Consider the following 17,449-nt stretch of genomic DNA (forward strand, 5'->3'; position numbering starts at 1 on the left):
ACTTTCCAAATCGCTGTAATTTCCCGCTTTGACTAGAGTACCCTCTGCGGAATTATAACGAAGACTCTCATAGGACCTATACTAAGTTTTTGCAAAGTAAGCCAGTTTATTCTGTATGTTGCAAAGAAATCAATAAAACCATATAAGAACCTTCATCTACGCTTGAAATAAATTCCCTTCCGGGTGTATATGAAAACAGCATTAGCAGGGTTTCCCCTGCTAATGCCAATTTCGCTATTGCATTACCACTTGTATTGCGCACAAGCCTTCGCTTTCAATGCTGCTTCAAAGCTGGTACCTGACTTTTTAAATACATTCTTGGCGTCCTTTATATCTGTGTTGAAATGGTCACCTTCCAGATTAATCGATGACTCTGATGGACTCATGAAGTCATAACCGAATGGTCCAAGCTCTGCTTTAGCCGTCAAGGAAACTTGAGGAGGGCAATCGCCGCCACTGCTAGTCACCTTAATGCCATCCGAGAAGGATGCCGGCCCCCAGGATGCCTTGAACGCTGCCTCAGCAACAAGCTCGGTATTGGATAAATCCTCCATAGGATTGATTTCAAAACCGCCGCCAACTCCCACCCCTGCTTCCACACAAGCAGAGAAGCCTTCGTCGGTAATACATACCTTACCTCCACCTCCAACGCCTTCATAGGCGCTGGCACCAACACAGAACAAACCGCATGGATCACGATATTGAATTGGATTGTTGTTCACGTAGGCATAGAGATTCGCTTGCTCAGAATCCAGCAGGATAGGATCTATCGCTGTCCACCGGCCTGAATGTGGATCGTAATCGCGGAAGCCGAAGCGAACCAACTTCGTGCCATCATCGGCCAAACCGCCTGCGTATCCCAAAGCTAGTGTAAATGACGGATTGCTGTCCGAAATCAAGTTTCCAAAGCTATCATACTGCAGCTTTTTCACAACCGTTCGATCCCCTTTAAGAATCATTTGCGGGGTTCCAACTGCATCAGTAACTACGTAATAGAGAATTCCACCTTTTTCTAACGCCAAGAGCTTGCCTTGCTCATCATAAAAATAGCTGCTTACGGATTGATCTGATTCAACAACAGCTGTCAGCCTATGTGGAGCGTTGGGATCACCAAATAAAAACTGTGTTTTCTTCCCAGAGGCTTCCCTTGATATCCGGCGCCCAAGCGCATCGTAGCCATATTGATAAGTTTCCCCGTTTAGGGTAGCCTCGAGTAGCTCACCCCTCGTTCCGTAACGGAAGGTATCTGCGCCTTTGGCTGTCATAAAGCCATCCTTATCAAATACATAGGAGACAGAGCCTGCTTTTTCCAGCAAATCATACGCTCCGTACTCTGCCGTTTCTGCTGTGGATCCGGTCACCTCTCGGAGAATTCGATTGCGATTCGAATCATAATCATAGGCTTCGCTAAAAGAACCATTAGGACCGCTTCTGCTCACCTGTGTCAATTGGCCATCGTCTCCATAGCCGTAAGCATACGTTTCAATGCCTGCTGCCGTCGTGACCGTCTTATTGGTTACAAAGCCCCGCTTATCGAAAACGTGGTCCACCTTATACACGGTTACTCCGCCTAACTTATACGTTTTATCTTTAATTCTACCGTTAGTGTCGTACTGGGTCCCGACATTTAACGTACCATCCGTAACAGCGTCCACCCGCTTCGCTGGACCCCCTCGATTAAATGTGAACGGTCCAAATCGCGTCAAATTAAGATCTTTATCATAGTTTATCGCAGTCAACTTGTTCGTTACATTGCCGGCTGTCATTGTAATTCCTTTGAGATTAGCATAACCATCATAGGTATAGGTGAACTTCCCGTTGGCAAGCCCACTCCAGGTCATCTCCGTGACAGACGAACCGTCATATTTATAGCCTATCGTCATCTTAGAGGCAGGGGCCGCTGCGGACACACTCTCCATTGTGCTAACCCGATCTGTATTTCCTAAATAAGTAAAATTCCTGGAAATATCGAGATCGTTTAACAGATTGATTCGTCCAGTCGTATCATACCCGTAAAGCACCTCGCGACCACTTGGCAGAACGGATTTATCGAACTTGCCCGAAGCATTATATATGACGGACAGAGCATCATCTGCACCATGGGGCATAAAGCCGTTAAACTGATCCAATCCATTATAGGATTGATAATAGACATCGGAATTCGATGTCGTAACCTCCGTCAGATTACCCACATCGTCATAGCCTTTGCGCAAAATCTTGCCACTCGGCATTTCAATCGCAATCACACGATCCGCATCATCGTAGGTATATCGTTTGATTTGACCGGCCGCATCTTTGACTTCAAGGAGTCTATTCTTCGCATCGTAAGTATGCTCTACGAACTGTTCTCCTTGCTGCGCTTTCTGCAGCCTTCCCTTCTCATCGTAAATGAAAACGACGGGAGCTATTCTCGAATCAGCGTATTCCACTCGAACAACCCGATCTTTGCTATCCAAGTAAGTCTTAGTGATAACACCTTCGGCACTCGTTTCGGTGAATTTCTTTTCCGCTACATCAAATACAACCGATGAAGTCGCCGTTGTGGTGCCAGATGACGTCTGTGACATCGTGTAGGTCATAGTAAGAGACTTTAGGCTCAGAGGATCGTTGCTTCTCTCCAGCGTCGCTTGGCGTTTCTCGCCAAACGTCCATTTACGCCCGGTCGGAGCCGTAACGGTCATACTGGAAATCATCGGTGCTTCATAGCCCCAGCGTGGGTCAGGCGCGCCAAATCGAATAATCTTGGTGCCGTCCGCATAATCCGTTGTTTCTGTTCCATCATCTTTGATCACGGAAGTCGTTTTTGCCCCGGATGGATCTGTACTGACACGTTTTAGCTGTCCTTCCTCGCGAGTCACCTCATACATCGTTTTCTGATTGCCAGGTGTCGTGTAGGTGACTTTATAACCATTGGCAAAGGAATCGCGAGTCAGAGTCGACTTGCCTTGTAGCGGATTTTCGGAGGAGATGAGATAGCCCGCTTCATCATACCCATATTTCCGCACATGCCCGTTGGGATCCGTGTATTCAGTCAATAAGCCCTTGTCATCGTACTTGATTGCAAAAGCTTCCCCTGCCGGATTCGCAATCTTCGTCAATTGTCCCTGCTCTACGGTAAGGACAGTTCGTTGACCGCCTGGAGCCACAATCGCGGTTGGTATCCCGTTCCCATCACGTTCTACCTTCACCTCATTGTTATTTCGATCCGTTAACTTCGTTAATCTTCCTTGCGCATCATAGGCAAAACGTGTAATCGTCCCGCCCGTTAGCGCGTTCTTCGTTTCGACATGACGTCCAGATCTAACGTCGAACAAATAACGCTCCGTTCCACTCTCATTGATCAGTTCCTGCTTCGCTTCAGGATTAATGCTGTATACATAGAACAAATCACTGCCAGCCTTGTTGTGCTGCACTTGCAGGATAATTTCTCCTTGGGGTCCTAGCGAGAGAAGGCGAATTGGCACCGATCCCATGATCGCTCCTTCATCCTTGGCTCTTTGCTTAATGACAGCCACCATATCGCCTGCTACTTCCTCAATAATCTGATCAGGTGTAATTCTATACAGCTTGTCGTCCCCAGTTACATCCGATATAAAGTAAATGTTGCCATAGCGATCAATTTCCATCCTCCTATTGGTAATTTGGAAGGAGGCTTTGGACGCAGGAATCCCATCATAGAATTCGGCAACTCTCAGACTAGCCCCGGTAATTAAGGAGAGGTTACCATCCTGTGACATTTTCCGAATTCGGGTATAGGCACAGTAGGTACCGCCGCAGTCGTCCAGTAGATACAGGGATCCGTCCGGTCCAAGACTAATGTCTGCAACATTTCCAATATTCCTTTTGCTAATTGGGCCGCTGGACACGCCATAGGAATCACTATTGTTATAGCCTCTGAATCCATAATGGGTCACAAGACCATCCGGTCCAATGCGATATAATCGGTTGGAATCGGTATAATACAGGCTTCCATCGTCTGCAATTTCGAGATTTTTGGGGTTATACAATCTTACATCCGTCGCTAGAATACCTTCCCTCGGATCCCCATACTCTTCGCCGATATCCCCACTCCCAGCGATTGGAACCCACTCTGAATCTATCAAAGACTTCTTCCAAATGCGGTACGTTCCCCAACTCGTTGCGTACAAGGTTCCATCCCGTCCAACCTTCAAGGAATCAAGGTTAAGATGCTTTTTCATAGTGCCAACAAGCTGTGCCTCCCCGCTCTTCTTCACTCGAAATACTTCTACTTGAACATTGTCGGGAGCAGGCTGATCCGTGGTTCTGTAAGTAGTTAAGTACATATCCCCATCAGCGCCTACTGTTGTAATGGTCGGAATCGTCGTTTTATTAACCGCTGGCACACCTTTTCCAGGGTTAGTTGCTCCGTCCCTAAAAATAACTTCGATAGGATTGAGACCGGATTTGGGATGCTGTTCCACAAAGCCGCTCCCTCGGGCGAGCATTCCTGACTCATTGTCCAAGTGATGGTTAGGACTCAGACTCCAACTCGCAAGTCCCATATTCTTGTAGACATCAACAGGACTCTCTACAACACCATGCCAAGTCCTTGATGTGGATATGGTAGACGTAGAGCGGCCGTTCGCAACGACACTACGATAACCGTTCGTAGAAACACCTGTTACTTGACCGAAGCTGTTGGCAAAACTCTTGGAAGTAGCATAGAGCACAGGCCTGTAGAGGTAGTACACAGTCACTTCGTACGGATGGGAACCGATTAACTGACGCCCGTAGGCATCTTTGCCATCCCACGTAAAGCGATAGGGGGTATTCCCTTGTGCTAATGAAAGTGATTTCGTTATGGTGCGTCCCGCAATTTGAATGTTTACGCCGATCCCAATAACTGACGGTGGCAGTGCCCCTTCCATGACAGGAATTTCCAGTGTCGACTTGGCCTCGTATCCTTCAGCTCTGCGGCTGTAGTAATGCAGGGACATATTCGTCCCCGTAATTGGAATCACTTCGCCCAACGTCTGCTCCTGACAGCCAATGATTGAGCTAGCCTTCTGACACGGGTCGTTCACATTCGGGTTATTGGAATTTGGTTTCCGGTTAGGCGGATTCGTGGCACCCTCGGGCAGTCCATAGGGCCAGTTAAAGTCCCACGGGGTAAAATGCTCAATCGGTACGCGCCACAAACTCTTTCCGGGTGCGTATAATCCCCCTAGCTTCTGGAGCTCAGATTCCGTAAATTGAAGTGCGGCAAGCTCCGACGCATCGTCCTCCAAGCCATCTCCATCTCCGTCAATGGCCGCACGACCGTTTTCTACAGCAAGTATCTGGATTACCATTCCATTCATGGAAGGTACCCACTTCGCCGTCTCGCGATCGTAGTATCCCGAAGGAACCGTCTCCCCAATTGGAAATTGGAGGAAATTATCTACATACGTATAAATTTTCTGGCTAAAACGAACTTCTGTCGCACCTGCAGCTACGGCTTCATCTGCCGATAGCTCTACTGCATAGGTATAGCCTACGAAGGCTGGCAGCTCGCCCGGCATCGCTTGCATTCCTTTATCTCCAACGGTATACTCCGTTGCCCGTACATTCATGCTAGGAAGCGGCACCGTGGAACCGTCAGGCAGCTTCATAACGGCTGTCGTGCCCTCTGGAATTAACATTGTAGCCTGTCTAGTACCATCAGCATCTGTCGTCGGGCTTCCTTGGGCCACTTGAATTTCCTGTGTACCTGCGGAAAGCTCTACAGTTGTTACTTTGGTGTCAAAAGCTTTAAGCACGACATCCGGGAGAGTCGCGTAATCCCCCCATGGCGCATTCGTGTTTCGCTGAATAGCCATATAGCCTTGTTTCTCATACTGAACCGTGACGGTGCCCCCGCCATTGACAGCAAGGTCAAAATTTCCGTTAGCACGTGTCAACGTACGGCCCAGCTCACCATGATCTAAGATCTTAACCGTCACTCCGGCCAAAGGCTTCCCTTCCGTGTCGAACACAGCTCCGCGCAGAACCGCCAAGCGTTCCGGTTCAATCGCTCCAGGTGTAACCCCGGTCTGAATCGGATTACTGCCGCTGAATAAGAATGTGTTATTGCCAGCGAAAGTGGATGTACCATCCACTGGAATTTCAGTTGCGACTTCAACTGGATCTGGGGGAAACTCAATAAGCACGGGAATTGTGGCTTGCGCCTCTATAGACTTGCCCGACTCGTTGCCGGCCATATCCTTTGCCGTTACGGCGAACTTGTAGGAAGTTCCCGGTGTCAAGCCGGATAAGGAGTAATTCGCTGCCGTAATCGCACTAGGTACTGTCGTCCATGTCATTCCGTTGTCACTCGAGTAATACACGATATAACCCGCCAGATCAGCTTCTGCAACTGCCTGCCATTGCAGATCGACTTTACCGGCACCAGCTGTAGCCATCAGTCCTGCGGGCACTGCCGGCGGCGTGTGATCGGGAACGGCAAGCGGCTTTACGGAAACGGTGCCAGACTTCGCCGATTCATTACCGCTGAGATCTAGGGACGTTACTGCAAAGGTGTACAGCATGCCATAGGTTAACTGTGTCACTGTGTAAGTCGTTCCGGTCACCGCCCTGGAACCAATGCCCCACGTTAGACCATTGTCCGTGGAGGTATACATCCGATACCCTGCTAAGTCTGATTCGCTTCTCGCATTCCACTGAAGATCGACTTTGCCCACCCCAGCAGAAGCTGCCAACCCGCTCGGTACCTCTGGCGGAGTGACATCAGCTCCTTCGAACGGCACGGCAGTGACCGCCGGCGATTTAGCGGATTCATTCCCGCTTCTGTCCACCGCGCTTACGGCGAAGGTATAGGGGGTCCCAGCTATCAAATTGATTGCCTGATAAGTAACTCCAGTCACGGTTGAGGCAGGCCCCCAACTTAAGCCGCCATTCATTGAAGTGTACAATTTGTAGTGGAGTAAATCGGTGTCAGCCACCCCATTCCAGCGAAGATCGACCGCACGCAATTGGGGAATTGCCGAAAATCCGCTCGGGATGGTCGGAGGCGTCCGATCAGGCGTACCGCCGTTGCTGCCTCCATTACCTCCTCCATTGCCACCACCACCACCACCGTTGCCCGGCAGTTTATTGATGTCAGCCAGTTGTAGGACTCCTAGATCTCGAACCTCCCCTGGTTTCGCAGCATTCAGCTCTTGCTTCAAATACTGAATTCGGCATTTGCACCCGACAGGATTCGTCTCATCCTTATCTAAATTGTGCATAAATGCAGGAACATCGCCACTATAGAGGACTGCATTCTCCTGTTGTTCAAGTACCATTGCCCGATAATTGCGTTCAGGCAACACATACGCTGTGAAGGCACCCTGCGAGTCGGTAACAGCAAAGAAAGTAGGGTTCGTTGCAAAAGCTAGCACAATGCCGGCAATTCCCTTACCATCCTCTCCCAGAACGGCTCCTTTGAAGACCGCAGCTTGCACGGCATTGAGCTGGACGTCTTTCATTCCCTTACGGAAATTTACGGCTTCATGAGCCGCTGATCCTACTGCGCCCGCCGTTACCTCGTATTGTCCATATGGCAATCGCAAGGAAAGCACGCCTTCTGCGTTCGTCATCCCCCACTCCCGGACCGAGCGCTCTCCTTGCTGGTGTAAAGTAACATGAGCATTAGCCAACGGCTCGCCATTCGACCCGTTCACTTTAACGCTAAAAGGCTGAGGCTGAGCCTCCTTCCAAGTCATCCAAATTCGGTGTAGAAGCACGGCAATTTCGGCCCGCGTCAAAGGCTTCCCCCCCTTAAACGTTCCATCGGGGTAACCTCCCATGAACCCTGTCTGGGACATGGCAGTGACTGCAGGTACAGCCCAATCGGGAATGATGGCCTTATCCTGATAATCCAGTACGCCCCCATGTTCCAGCTTCAGCAATCGAGTAAAGATCACAGCAGCCTCCTCACGAGTAACCGGTGCATGGGGCCGAAATGAACGGTCGGCAAACCCTTGGACCCAGCCTCTTTTTGCAGCCTTCTGAACGTGGCTCGCAAACCACTCCTCCTGCACATCCTGAAACAGAATGGTTCCTGATTGTTCCTCCCCGTCTAGCTGTAAGGCATCAGCAGCACGACCGATCAACGCCGTCATTTCTGATCTGGTGATGGAGCGATCCGGCTGAAACGTGCCATCCTCATATCCTTCAAGCAGCCCTGCTCGGAGCAGATCCTCTATCTGAGATTTGGCCCAATCCGGCAAAACCTCCTCTGAAGAAGCCGCAGCTGCCTGCCCCAAAGCCTCTTGGCTAACAGCCGCCACCGCTATTCCCTCATTTCCTACCGGAACAACAGAAGTCATACATAGACTAAGAATGAGTGCAACACTTGCTATTTTACGAATGATAAGCATCATAAAAAATCTCTCTACCTCCTTCGTTCTTTGAACGTTCAATTGCTCCTTCGCCGTACGTCATTTTGCCGCATCCTCCATTTTTTCCAAAATGTTACTTTCCCCTCTTTATAGATTACATCGCGGGAAATCCTGGAAAACAGAGTAGAGCATTCCTGATTTTACGGGAAGCTTTTGGGCAATTTTCGGGAAGATGGCGGGAAGAAGCCGGGATTCCTCCCAACATGATCAGGTACATCCTGCAGCCGCAGCACCATAATCTGATTACCTTCGGATTAGAAATGCAATGGGGCTGTCCCAAAAGATAACTCTGATGGAAAGGGAACTAGGATGCGCTATTTACGGGTAAATGAACGAAATTGGTATCGAGGGGAACGAGGGTGCGTTATTTAAGCTCAAATACGCCAATCAGCTCGAAACAAGGCAAAATAGCGCATCTACGTTCCGCTTGGAGTTAATTTCAACCGATATCGACGAAATAGCGCATCTACGTTCCCTTTGGGAACCATGTTGTGCACCATGTGTTCAAATATCGGGATCCACAGTGGATTTGAAGCTGAAATAGACAAATAACCCTTTCTGGATTGCACCAGATAAGGGTTACTTTCACAAACTGAGGCCATATGAAATCTGCCTTAACCTTTATTAAGTTGATCTTTAAGCGAGTATCTCTCTGCTAGCTCAGAAGCTCCTTTTCATAGAAGCCCATTTGGAAAGATGCTGTCATTCCAGCTCTCTCGTATAATCTGTTGGCACCAGTCAAGCTCGCCGCATCCACGCTAAGCTGCACATGCTCGATTCCCTGTTCGTAACACGCTTGGAATACGGTTTGCAGCAATGCGAGACCGGTCCCGCTTTTGCGCCATGCACGTCTAACGCCGAGCAGGTCGACAAAGACATGGTCTTTGAAGTTTTTACTGATGATGAAACCAACAAGCTCATCGCCATCATACGCTGAAAACCAAAGTTTACGATCATATTGGTCGCCACTCTTGGCTGCCACCCATGCCTCATAGGTTGTTTCCCGATAACGATTCGTATCCTGAAACGCTTCACAATAAGCTGCATAAAGAGCCGGTTCACTGCCTGGTTTGGACGGGCAAATCATGATTGAATCAGCCGTCGACACAATCGTTTGAGGGCCTTTCAGTTCCATGGTCATCCGGCTGTAAAGCCTTTTAAACCTGTATCCCCTATCCTCCACCAGCGAAACCGCACGCTTATTGTTAACTGGAATTACATTGGATAGATGCCAAACTACCTCAGGCTGCTCCGCCTTGTATTGCAATGCCCGCTCTTCCATCTGACCCAAAAGCACACTACCAAGGCCTTGACCAATGAACGAAGGATGGACATAACCGTAGAAAGATAGTTTACCTGTCTGATCCTCCTCCAGAAACCCAAAGCTCACGATTTGATCGTCCACGAAGATGACCCATGTATTAGTCGAAAGCGGAATCCCATTTAGTATCTCGATCGTATCCTCAATAACAATATCTGGAACACCATATTCTGCAATATCGCACGCCATAATGAGATCTGTAATCGCAGCGGCGTCTTCAAGAACTGCAGGTCTACTATGATTAATCCATGTATTCGGTAAGTTTGTCATACTGTTATAATTCCTCGTTTCTATATGGATACGACCAATTATATCACGAGGAGACCATTCAGTGGATCTGGCGCTATTGCTTATACCTACAAATGCACGAGCGTCTGTCAGGCAACAAAGCTATTCAACCAAGAGCATGAAATGAAAATCAACAACTGATGTACAGCGGATTTATTGTGTCTTTTGAATGGCTTTCCAAATCGCTGTAATTTCCCGCTTCGAATAGGCCAAAGCACGCGCCGGATCGTAGCGGACACTTTCATAGATGTGAGCGAAAGCCATCAGTGCCTGTTGCTGCCCTTGATGGGTCACCTTCAGATTCATGACATATTCGCGTACCGTTTGATTGGCAGGCTTAGCACCGTATTTGCGGAAAAGCTGCCTCCACAATCGATCCATATACGGCGTAATCGGATGCTGTTGATTTGAAGATCCCTTGTTGTAACTGGGGAACTCCTCCGTTCTACGCAACAAGTATCCTTGCCGTCTTAATACGAAAAACATACCAACAAGCAAACAGATACTCCCGATAACAACGAAAACAGCACGCTTATAAGCCCTTACTACTTGGATGAGATTATTCTTCATCGTATGCAACCATTCACCCGATTTGGTGATGACGGATGTAGTCACCGGCGTATTCGTAAGGGAAGCTGTCATCCCTAGCTGCTCCATTGTTTCTGTCGTCAACATATCTCTGGGCTGATCCACGGATATGCCTGAGAAGCCAGGTGTCGGCTCGAATGGCACCCACCCCATCGAAGGGAAATAGACTTCAACCCAAGAATGCGCATCTTGATTGCGGACAACAACCTCTTGCAGCCCATTGTCATCAGTGGCATTGACAGACCCTTGAGCATACCCCTTCACCCACCGAGCGGGTACCCCGACAGAACGAAGCATAACGACCATAGCCGTGGAAAAATGATCACAATACCCTGTTCGATCAACGAACAGAAAATGACTAACGAAATCTTCGCTGCGGCTAGGATTGGTAGGCTTTTCGAGACTATAGGGAAAGGTTTGGCTCAGGTATTGCTCGATTGCTACGGCCTTGGCATAAGGAGTCAACCGATTATCGGTGACTTGCTCGGCCATGCTCCGTACCGTCCGCGGTAGTGTTGCTGGCAATTGCAAATATTCGCTAGTTATCTCTTCTGGATAAGCGCCGATGTCTGTGTTCAATAGATCCGGATTTTCCTTAACGGGTTGAACGGTGACTTTGTAGTACGATAGCGGTTCTGCGATCTCCGGTAAAGTCGTTAAGCCACTCGTTTCGGAAGTCAGAAGACTACCCGATGACAACGGCTTCCCTTTTTCGCTCAAAAGCGTATCTACGCTTCGCAGTTGACCACCAACGAATAATTGTTTAGTCGCTGACTTTCCATTCAGCAAAATCTCTTGCTCCACGACGGGTAAAATTGACGATGGAGCAGAGGCTTTAAAAGGCTCTAGCTTCTGAGTAGGCTGAGTCCAGCCTTTGCCATCGTAGAAGCTTTTGGATTCACCGCGCCAGTAGGTTAATTCGGAGGTTCTGGCCGTAAACACTGGCGAAGTGTCCACTTGGAGTGGACCGCCTAAGGACGTATCATTTTGGCCATAACCCGAAGTCGCTACAACCGGGCTTACTCCCGCCTCTTCCTCATAAAGCTCAAACAAACGATCATACCAATGCGCCCAGCTCACTGGCTTCATCAAAGGCTCGGACTCGGTTTGTTTCGCCGACAACCAGCCAACGCCAGACAACATACCAACAACGACCACGCTAACGATCAGCCATTGCAAATAACTGCGTGAACGTACAATTGTGACACGATAGGTCTGTTCGATTCTGGAAAGATTGAGAAGTGCCATCAGAAGCAGCCCATAACCTAGTGTGCGTATGATTCCTTGCACGGTATCTGCCCCTAATACGAGCTGTATCCCTACGAGATAGATCAAAGTAGCCATCACAAACCAAAGACTATGCTGTCTTTGGAGCATTAGCGCTTGAACAACCGAGAGAAGCAATGCCCATCCCATTAGAAACAGGAGCGTACGCATTTCACCGCTGATCAGATCAAAATGAGCCTGTACGATATATACAAAATCTTGCGCGAGCGTTCTCACCAACGAGAGAATCCATCCTCCAGCAAGCAAGGTCTCACGGTTAAACATATAGCCAATAAAAACCACGATAATACTGCACTTTGCCAGCCATCCCCATCCATAAGGGACCCGGAAGCAATCCAGTGCAAGACACAGCGCAAACACAACAAGTATCGGTCCAATTTGGATCATCTCATCGCCCATCCAAGCCAAAGGTCGCAACCATTCTGAGAGAAGGAGGAAGAGCAGCAGGGTGATGAGGCCGTCTCGGAAAAGACTATTGTGTGCTGGCGGCAGGTTGTCTGCGCGGAAGATGAGCTGTGATGGGGTGCTGGATGATCGATCTGGGTGTGAAGTACCTGAGTCCGAAGTGCCTAATTGCCAATTGTCTGAGTGCGAGGTACCAGTATGCTCCTTAAAAAAGGGCGAAGTACGCGAGCGCGCGGGTAACCCGCGGCGTGGTTCAAGCGGTTGCATCCTGGGCACCCCCTTGCCTTGGCCACTGGCTCTGCGGATGCGGCACTTCCGTGAAGGAGCAGCCTGCGGCCTGCAGCTGCGAAGCCCCCTCTCGCTCTGCGACCGAGAGGGAAGGCCGCGCGTGCACGTAGATCACGTGCACGGCTCGGCGCCTGGTGCCGCTATCTGCGATTGCGCGCACCAGCGCCACATCCAGCGTCGATGTGATGCACAGCATCGACGCATGCAGCGGCAAGTCTGCCGCCTCTTTCCTGACGAGGTCAGGAAAGGGAATGGCGGGCTTGCCGCCAACGCTCGCGAGTACTTCGTACGCGAGCGTCAGGTCGGGGCGAATCGTCGGGGCGATTCGCCTGGTGTTAGCGCTGCTGCAGGCGAAGCCGCAGCTCTCTCGCCCATTGGCGGCGGCTTCGAAGAACCCCGCCGCCAGGGCGACGCCCTTCTCCAGCAGCGGCTGCGCCGCTTGGGCTGGACCCGCCGCAGGCGTAACATCGAGCAGCAGCATCCACTTCGTGGAGGCGGCCTGCTCGGGGTCTTTGGTCATCAGACGGCTCAGACGAGCCGTCGATTTCCAGTGAATGCGGTGATACGGATCACCGCTGACGTAATCACGAACGGAGCTGATCAGCGGCGTTTCTGCTTTGGAACTCCGCGTTGTAGAACCTTCCTCCGATTGGAAAGTCATCCCGCTTCGGCCCAATGCATCCGGCCGCGGATACACAACATAGCGCTGTAAATCTTCCCTCTGTACTTTGCGAAGGGCGAAGCCAAAGAGGTCCCCTGCCGCAGCTTCAAAGTGAGCAAAGCGGTAGCTGCCTCGCATCAGATGGGTCATTTTGTAAGGCAGCAGAATGGTCTTCTGAAACCAAGGGAACAGCAGCTTGCTGTACGTCAGCTTTTTCCCGTTTCCTTCATGGATCCACGTTTCTTTCAACAGCAGCCACGGTAAGGGAACCCACGATCGATGTTGGACCTCCAACAAGATCGTCACCTCTTCACCCGCTAGAAACACATCACCTGACAGCCGCCGATTCATGTTCAAACCTTTTAGCGCAAATACATAAAACAATCCTGCCTGTAGCCAGATCAAGGATAAACAGATGCCTAGATACCACGCAGCAAATCCACCTTGGCGATAAGCCAAATAGATCACCAACACACAACTTATGAGCAATAGCGTCGTCTTCCCCCAGCTTTTCATGTCATGGCCCCTACTTCACTGTGACGTAACGAAGAACTGGTGTTTGCATGCCATCTAGTAAGCCCTGAAGAATAAATTCTGCCGAACGGCCCATCATGCGTGCATCCGAGGTGAGAATAAGCCGGTGCGTCCACACAGGTAGAATCAAATCTTTAATATCATCCGGAATAACAAAGGTTCTCCCTTTCACATAAGCCGCCGTTTGTGCAGCACGCATCAAGGCATAAGACGCCCTCGGACTTGCCCCGATGTAAAAATCAGCATGATCCCGCGTAGCTAAGGCTAAGCGAACGATAAAATCTTTCAACGTGTTATCCACATGGATCATGGCCGCTTCTTTCTGTAATTGCACAAACTCATCCTGCACAATAACTGGCTTCAAGCTTTCCAACGGGTGGCGATCCTGTAGTCGATCCAACATCAGAATCTCTTGATCATGTGTCGGATATCCAAGCGACAGCTTCATCATAAACCGATCCATCTGCGCTTCTGGCAGCGCATAGGTGCCTTCATAATCCATCGGATTTTGTGTAGCGATGACAACGAATGGCTTCGGCAACTCATAACTAGTGCCATCAATGGTCACTCGTTTTTCTTCCATCGCTTCAAGGAAAGCAGACTGCGTCTTCGGAGAAGTCCGATTACATTCATCCGCAAGTACCACGGACGTCATTAATGGCCCTGGACGAAACTCAAACTCATTGCTTTTTACATTAAAAACAGAAACACCGGTCACATCGGAAGGAAGCAAATCTGGCGTACATTGAATTCTCTTAAACTCGCATCCGATCGTTTTCGCTAACGCGCGTGCTAGCATCGTTTTGCCTACACCAGGAACGTCCTCTAACAGTAGATGCCCGCCGCTCAACATCGCGATAAAAGCTTTCTCTATCGTTTCTCTTTTACCAACTATCACTTTCTCTACGTTCATGATCATCCGTTCCACAAGAGGCTGCGGTTGATCGAATATTCGGGTTTTCGATGCCATAGACAAGAAGCCTCCTTTATAAGGGTATGCTTCTAGTTTTTCCAGCTCTCTACTCTTTTAGACATTATCCTCCCATTGCAAATAGAGAGTTTTTGAGAATACTATTATTTTCTTTGAAAAAGTGGAGAGGACGCAGCGCCATAGAAACCTCACGGTAGTCGGGATCGATCACAGCATTCGTAATACGTCCGCCAAGGGATACGATCGTTTTGCGCAGGGGTACGATAATTTGATCATCCTGCAGGTTCATATCCGCCAACGAATAAGTGGCTGTTTGCCTACCTAATGTGTACAAACTAATGCTTCTATTCACGAGATCATAGTCCATATCATAAATGCCATAGTGGGCATTGGCTGTTTTCGTATCTGCTTGCCACTCCACTTTCCCACCCATCTTCTCGATTAGATAGCGCAGAGGCAATTCTATTTGATTCGCATGCAGCTTATAAATGGAAGGTTCTATGGTAAACGTATTACCTCCGAGTACATGAACCTGCAGGGGTAAAGCAGCTTGCTTGGCGAGAAGGCGTGCAGCCTCGGCTTCTTCTTCCTTCTTAGCTTTAGCTTTCTCTTCAGCTTCTGCCTCTAGCTTCTGAGCGAGGAGCTTTTCCTCCTTCTTGGCAAGCTCAGTTGAACTAGGGTGAGCGACCGCATATTGCTGCGTCTGTTCTACCAGCTCTTGAAAATGTTTCAAACTCATGTTCCGCGACCATTTCGGCTTCGTGATCGTGAATTGTTTGGGTTTCACTTGTTCCGTCAACGTAGCGAACGCGTATCCTAGCTTTTTGTAATAGCTAATCACTTGAGGTAATACTTGGACGGAAGATTCGTGCCCCGTTCCATCATGAAACAAAATATTAATCTCGTGATCAAGGGGGGAAGCTTTCACCGTCTGCCAAATTTCATTTACCGGCACGTTCGCTCTCTTAGAGTCTCCACTGTCGACATTCCAGTCATGTACGATATAACCGGCTTGTTCCATGAGGTAATAGTAGTTCGCATCGAAATTCGTAGCCGTACCGCCAGGCGCACGCACGAGTTGAGGTCGTATCCCCACGATATTTGAAATAACGTCCTCGCTGCGCTGGATTTGGTTCCAAAAGGTTTGAAAATCACCATAAAGCTCTTTATACACATGATTATAAGTATGATTGCCGATGGCATGACCGTCGTTTACGATTCTCTTGAGTTCAGCTGGATGCGCTTTCGCTTGTTCACCCAGTACAAAGAACGTTGCTTTAACATCTTCTTTATCTAAAATATCCAGCACCTGATTCGTCAACTTGCTAGGACCATCATCAAACGTCAGATACACAGTAGGTTGCTCCGGTGTTACGTAATTCCGCTCACTCTTCAGTCGCTTCCCTGCTTGAAGCTGCCCAAACGCCTCTTGCACGGCTGGATCCCCTTCATTGTCCGCGGCTTGGGCTGGCATCCTACCAACCAAAAGTGAAACTAGTAAAACAACAACCATCATGATTTGAAATCGTAATCGTCCGTTGTTTGGGGCTTGTACCTGTGAGCGCATCCGATGATCCCTCCGCATGTTCTATCATTTTGATATCTGATAGATTATATGGACGAAGGTGCGGGAGTATGACACAAAAAAAACGATCCCTCTCCGTGAGGAGAAGCATCATTTCCAATGCATATATGGTGATGGTAGGCTTCTTGAAAACCGCCTGACGCATCTTCTGTCCAGCCGTGCGAAACAAGGTTCGACTACCAGCGTCCGCTCCACTCTCTCTACTAACTAGTATCGAGAAATAATATACTTAGCAAGCAAACTAGGGCCAGATTTCTATGAAACGCGCTAGAAGACAATAATCTCCCCGTCATCAGGCACAACAGCAACTTGCTCCAGGCCTTGCTCCTTCAGGAAAGAACGGAGATGGTGGCGTTTGAATGTACAATGACTGATTGCATCCATATGCACAGCAATGAGTTTCGTGTTTGGAGACAAATGGGCAATACAAACGATATCTTGGGCAGTCATCGTGATAATTGTCCCTAACAACATCTGTGCGCGTGGTGTATTCAAGATCGCGACATCCGGTTGGTGTTCACGGAAGGCATCTTCAATTGCTGGCGTGTAAATACAGTCGCCAACGATATAAATGGAACCATCCGATGGTGTGCTTACGATATATCCAGATACAGGACCGAGCAGTTTGGCGGCGAAGCCTGGAGCATGCTGTCCTTTTACACGTTTCATATGAATGCCGTACCATTCATACGATTCCTGAATCGCATGTACATGAATAAATCCCGCTGCATGTAAGAAGGCTTGATCTTCGGGTTGACAGAAGACTGGCATACTCTTATCCAGTACGGCTAGGGCCTTCTTGTCCATATGGTCAAAATGGCGATGCGTCAGAAGGATTGCGTCCATGTGTTCAAAAAAATGAAGCGGAACAGGGAGAGGCGTTAACGGATTTCGGCGAAGTGTACGTGTGAATGGTACCGGCGGGAGTTCGCCTACATCACTTAACATAGGATCGATCAGTATTTTTTTACCGTTCATGGTTAAAACCGATGTAGCATTTCGTATATGTTGAAGCGACATAGCCATTGAAATCACCCTTTTTATTTTAATACCGACCGGTCTGTTTTAAAATTAGCATAGTTCGTTGTACGAATCAAGCAAATTTTTCCTCCTATTATTTGAATACAACAGGAGAGTATGATAATTTAAGACCAATCGGTACTTTTCGAAATGAGGGATA

At 48.9% G+C, this 17,449-nt stretch carries 8 protein-coding genes; 1 reads left to right on the top strand and 7 read right to left on the bottom strand.

Going from position 1 to position 17,449, the window contains the following annotated elements:
- Window positions 1–242: 242 nt before the first annotated feature.
- Window positions 243–8,363 (bottom strand): S-layer homology domain-containing protein, encoded by an 8,121-nt coding sequence (locus ASG89_RS22760; protein ID WP_057313354.1) that lies wholly within the window; start codon window positions 8,361–8,363, stop codon window positions 243–245.
- Between the two features lie 346 nt (window positions 8,364–8,709).
- Between ASG89_RS22760 and ASG89_RS37845 the strand changes: the two genes are divergently transcribed.
- On the top strand, window positions 8,710–8,925 hold the full coding sequence (locus ASG89_RS37845) for a hypothetical protein (RefSeq protein ID WP_157276769.1): 216 nt from the start codon (window positions 8,710–8,712) through the stop codon (window positions 8,923–8,925).
- A 111-nt stretch (window positions 8,926–9,036) separates the two neighbouring features.
- Here ASG89_RS37845 and ASG89_RS22765 read toward each other — a convergent pair whose 3' ends face one another.
- The 6 genes from ASG89_RS22765 to ASG89_RS22790 all read right to left on the bottom strand — a co-directional run bounded on the left by ASG89_RS22765 (window position 9,037) and on the right by ASG89_RS22790 (window position 17,295).
- A complete protein-coding gene (locus ASG89_RS22765; protein ID WP_057313355.1) occupies window positions 9,037–9,972 on the bottom strand; it encodes a GNAT family N-acetyltransferase in 936 nt (311 codons plus the stop codon).
- 171 nt (window positions 9,973–10,143) lie between these two features.
- Window positions 10,144–12,537 (bottom strand): DUF4129 domain-containing transglutaminase family protein, encoded by a 2,394-nt coding sequence (locus ASG89_RS22770; RefSeq protein ID WP_057313356.1) that lies wholly within the window; start codon window positions 12,535–12,537, stop codon window positions 10,144–10,146.
- Window positions 12,524–13,735 carry a DUF58 domain-containing protein gene (locus ASG89_RS22775; RefSeq protein WP_057313357.1) on the bottom strand — a complete coding sequence of 404 codons (1,212 nt, stop codon included), beginning with the start codon at window positions 13,733–13,735 and terminating at the stop codon, window positions 12,524–12,526. The genes ASG89_RS22770 and ASG89_RS22775 overlap by 14 nt, the downstream gene beginning before the upstream one ends.
- Before the next feature lie 10 nt (window positions 13,736–13,745).
- Entirely contained in the window at window positions 13,746–14,723 is a 978-nt protein-coding gene (locus ASG89_RS22780) for an AAA family ATPase (protein WP_057313358.1), read from the bottom strand.
- A gap of 64 nt (window positions 14,724–14,787) precedes the next feature.
- Window positions 14,788–16,251 (bottom strand): polysaccharide deacetylase, encoded by a 1,464-nt coding sequence (locus tag ASG89_RS22785; RefSeq protein ID WP_057313359.1) that lies wholly within the window; start codon window positions 16,249–16,251, stop codon window positions 14,788–14,790.
- A 285-nt stretch (window positions 16,252–16,536) separates the two neighbouring features.
- A complete protein-coding gene (locus ASG89_RS22790) occupies window positions 16,537–17,295 on the bottom strand; it encodes an MBL fold metallo-hydrolase (protein ID WP_057313360.1) in 759 nt (252 codons plus the stop codon).
- Window positions 17,296–17,449: the final 154 nt, after the last annotated feature.

It is taken from the genome of Paenibacillus sp. Soil766, from assembly GCF_001428105.1.
Classification (GTDB): Bacteria; Bacillota; Bacilli; order Paenibacillales; family NBRC-103111; genus Paenibacillus_E.

What these genes read in the sequence shown, in the direction of transcription:
- ASG89_RS22775 (WP_057313357.1), bottom strand. Translation starts at nt 13,735, where the DNA reads ATGAAAAGCTGGGGGAAGACGACGCTATTGCTCATAAGTTGTGTGTTG.
- ASG89_RS22790 (WP_057313360.1), bottom strand. Translation starts at nt 17,295, where the DNA reads ATGGCTATGTCGCTTCAACATATACGAAATGCTACATCGGTTTTAACC.
- ASG89_RS22765 (WP_057313355.1), bottom strand. Translation starts at nt 9,972, where the DNA reads ATGACAAACTTACCGAATACATGGATTAATCATAGTAGACCTGCAGTT.
- ASG89_RS22785 (WP_057313359.1), bottom strand. Translation starts at nt 16,251, where the DNA reads ATGCGCTCACAGGTACAAGCCCCAAACAACGGACGATTACGATTTCAA.
- ASG89_RS22760 (WP_057313354.1), bottom strand. Translation starts at nt 8,363, where the DNA reads ATGATGCTTATCATTCGTAAAATAGCAAGTGTTGCACTCATTCTTAGT.
- ASG89_RS22780 (WP_057313358.1), bottom strand. Translation starts at nt 14,723, where the DNA reads ATGGCATCGAAAACCCGAATATTCGATCAACCGCAGCCTCTTGTGGAA.
- ASG89_RS37845 (WP_157276769.1), top strand. Translation starts at nt 8,710, where the DNA reads ATGAACGAAATTGGTATCGAGGGGAACGAGGGTGCGTTATTTAAGCTC.
- ASG89_RS22770 (WP_057313356.1), bottom strand. Translation starts at nt 12,537, where the DNA reads ATGCAACCGCTTGAACCACGCCGCGGGTTACCCGCGCGCTCGCGTACT.